Genomic DNA, 3,089 nt, shown 5'->3' on the forward strand with positions numbered 1-3,089 from the left:
ATCGATATCACCATTATTAGAACCGCTTGGCATGGTTGAATTTAATATTGGTAACGAGAATGTATTATAAGCAGCATCTAAAATAGTTAGAACATTTGTACCTTGTACTGCCGCTAACGTATTGGAATGCATCGAATAACCAAGTGTAGTACCAACCGTAACCGACGGAGCTAACTGTGTAATGTTACCGGTTGCCAAGTTAACAGCATTTAACTCGCCTGATTGATATAAGTAAGCAGGAGTCGCGCACACATCAAAAGAATTAACAACAAAATCGCCAAAATCGACCGTTGATGATGATCCAGCTGTAACAACAACTTCTACGATATTAGCTGAACTTGAGGTATAAGTTGCTGGATCTCCGATAGTGGCATTAATATAGGTACCAGTCGCAGAATCTAGTGTGCCAGCTGTTGGGGGACAAGTTGGAGAGACCAAATTTGTTTCATTTGCGGCTTCATAGACTTTATAAGTACCAACTGACGGTAAATCAATAAGATATGCGCCGGTTGTAGGATCTGATGTCGTCACATAACAAGCAGTCGTTGCCGTATTATACGCAATGATTGGAACCGCAACTCCTAACCCCGTTTCTGTCCCATCACGTATACCATTAGTAATAGTGCCGCCACCACTACCATCATCATTAAAGACAAAACCAGAGATAAATGGATTAATCGTAATTGGATGGTCTTCTACTTCACCATTAGATACCGAATCATAAGCGCGATCATCACTGCCTAAATTATCGGCATCGGTTAAGGTGTGATTGGTAATTCTCAAACGAATATAGCTGTCACCTGCAACTCGCTGCAATCCCGTCCAACTGAGTGATGCCGTACCATTTGCAGTCGCGGATGTATCATTACAAGAGCTTGAGGTATATTCGGAAACTTCAAAATCACCATTACTGTTAGCATCAACCCATGCATGAACCGTTGCGCCTAAATCACCACTACCACTACTAAAATCATTACAAGCAACATTAAAACTCAAATCACTACCCGATAAACTCAATGTTCCCGTTATGGCATCTTCATCATCAGGTACAGCCCCTTTGGTATCATCGCCAGAGCCATCAAAGCTGGTATCGGTCCCATCACCAAAGGCATCAGATTCACTATCAGGACCCGTACTTCCTAAATAAATTGTGCCATCAATAGCGTGAGATGGGCCATTTGATGCTGCTCGTGTTTTATAATCGCCTAACGTTGTACCCACATTGGCATCTGGTGCATCACCATAGTCACAAGCTAATCCATTAGTTGCAACAACAGTGATTTCACCAAAAATATGTCGCTGAGCAGCAGGATCATTATTGTGTCCGGTATGGGCAAAATAAATGCCATTATTCGGATTAAAGGTTTGATCACCCGCAACTACAGGAGAGGTTTCAATAATCGAACCATCATCGTTCATCGTAATAGCTTGCATGGTGACGCTGTTATCACTTTGAACAAACATCTTTAAGCGATAACGTTTATAAGATGTTGTCATATAACCGGCGGCATTACCCATAATAGTCACAGGAGATTGACTGTAACTGGCAACTGTTGAATTCGTTCCATTCCAGAGAGCATCGACACCTAAATAGATGGTATTATCACCAATCAAGATCCCGTTCATATTGGTGTGATCTGTAATCCAGAATAGTGCATCGCCATCGCCGGTATTTAAATTTCTTAACCGCATTTCAATCTCAATACCAATGGGATAAGTAATTTGTTGATTAGGAGCTAAAATTTCTAATTCAAATCGTTTCGATGGTTGACCGCTACCGGCTTGCGAATACAGTTCATCGCCAACGATGCTGGTTCCAGAAAATCCATCGGCTGGATTATCATTATAACCATCTAGCTGAGTTATTTGCTCACCCGTTTCTGCATTACTTGATACCGCACAATAGACTTGTGGAAGTGTTGGTTCTATTTCGACCGTTAGGATTTGATCTTCTACTTCGCCTGAACCACCATTACCAAGTGAACGAGGATCCTCATCACTTCCTGATGCACTGTCTGTTAAGATTTGATCACTAATTCGAACACGTAAATAATATTCATCCATTGAGGATAATGCAGGTAAGGTACTCCACAACATCGAGGTTCCAACATTGGAACTTCCAGTCGGAATAACGATTGGATCTCCTGTACTTACACCACCTTCAACAAACTCATCTTTATCAAACGTACCACTATTGTCCCAATCCACCCATGCATATAAATAGGCATCAGAGCCTGATGAATTATTCACTAACTGGTTATAAGAAAAAGTTGTACTGGTTTCATAGAGTTGAGTGATACCTAAAGAATCTTCATCATCCGTACCATCTAGATCATCGCCATCGGCATTGGTTGAAGGTAAACCATCTAAGTCTGTGTCAGGGGGGGTAGTTCCTACATAGATATCAGTAGCACTGGTATCATGAAATGGGCCATTGTCAGCTAAAAGCGTACGGTAATTTCCGGTTCCAATACCTACACCTGAATCAGGAGCATCACCATAATCGGCAACAGTTAGAGTAACAAGCTCAGTAGCCGAAAACTCAGAGGTTTGACCTGCGTAAAAAGCTCCTGCGCTATTACTGTCTGATAATGCGATAGCACCAATTTGAGCCCCCGCGGAAACCCCAGATACGGTTATTGTTCCACTAAAAGTGCCGTTGGTTTGATTAGTTAAGCGACCAAGATAAGTGGTACCTTCACCATAGGTTAAACCCGTAATCTCATTACCAATACTGGGCATAAAGCCCCAACCGCCAACAGGGCTAGGAGTATTTGATGCCGTACTAGTATCCCCTGTCCCTGAGGTAATAATATAAAACTGCAACTCATAACTGGTTTCTTGGATCGCAGCACCATTACACATTGTTCCTTCAACAGTTAATGTATTACCGTCAATAGTTGCAGTTGTAATAATAGGAATACTTGGCCCAGTTACCGTTGGAGATCCATGATAGGTCGCTAAATAACATCCAGTACTATCACCTTGATGAGATGTTGTATCTATACCATCATTCTCACCCACATCAATCGCAATACCACCATTGCCACCAAACTGATTTTGACTGACTTTTATTGCTCGGCTAGCAC

General features: G+C 41.9%; 1 protein-coding gene. It reads right to left on the reverse strand.

The window, feature by feature from the left end:
* Positions 1-3,089, reverse strand: a 3,089-nt coding sequence (locus I3255_RS13465) for a GEVED domain-containing protein (RefSeq protein WP_238039265.1), incomplete at both ends; no start/stop codon positions are given.

Source organism: Psychrobacter sp. Ps6 (assembly GCF_022129235.1).
Lineage (GTDB): Bacteria > Pseudomonadota > Gammaproteobacteria > Pseudomonadales > Moraxellaceae > Psychrobacter.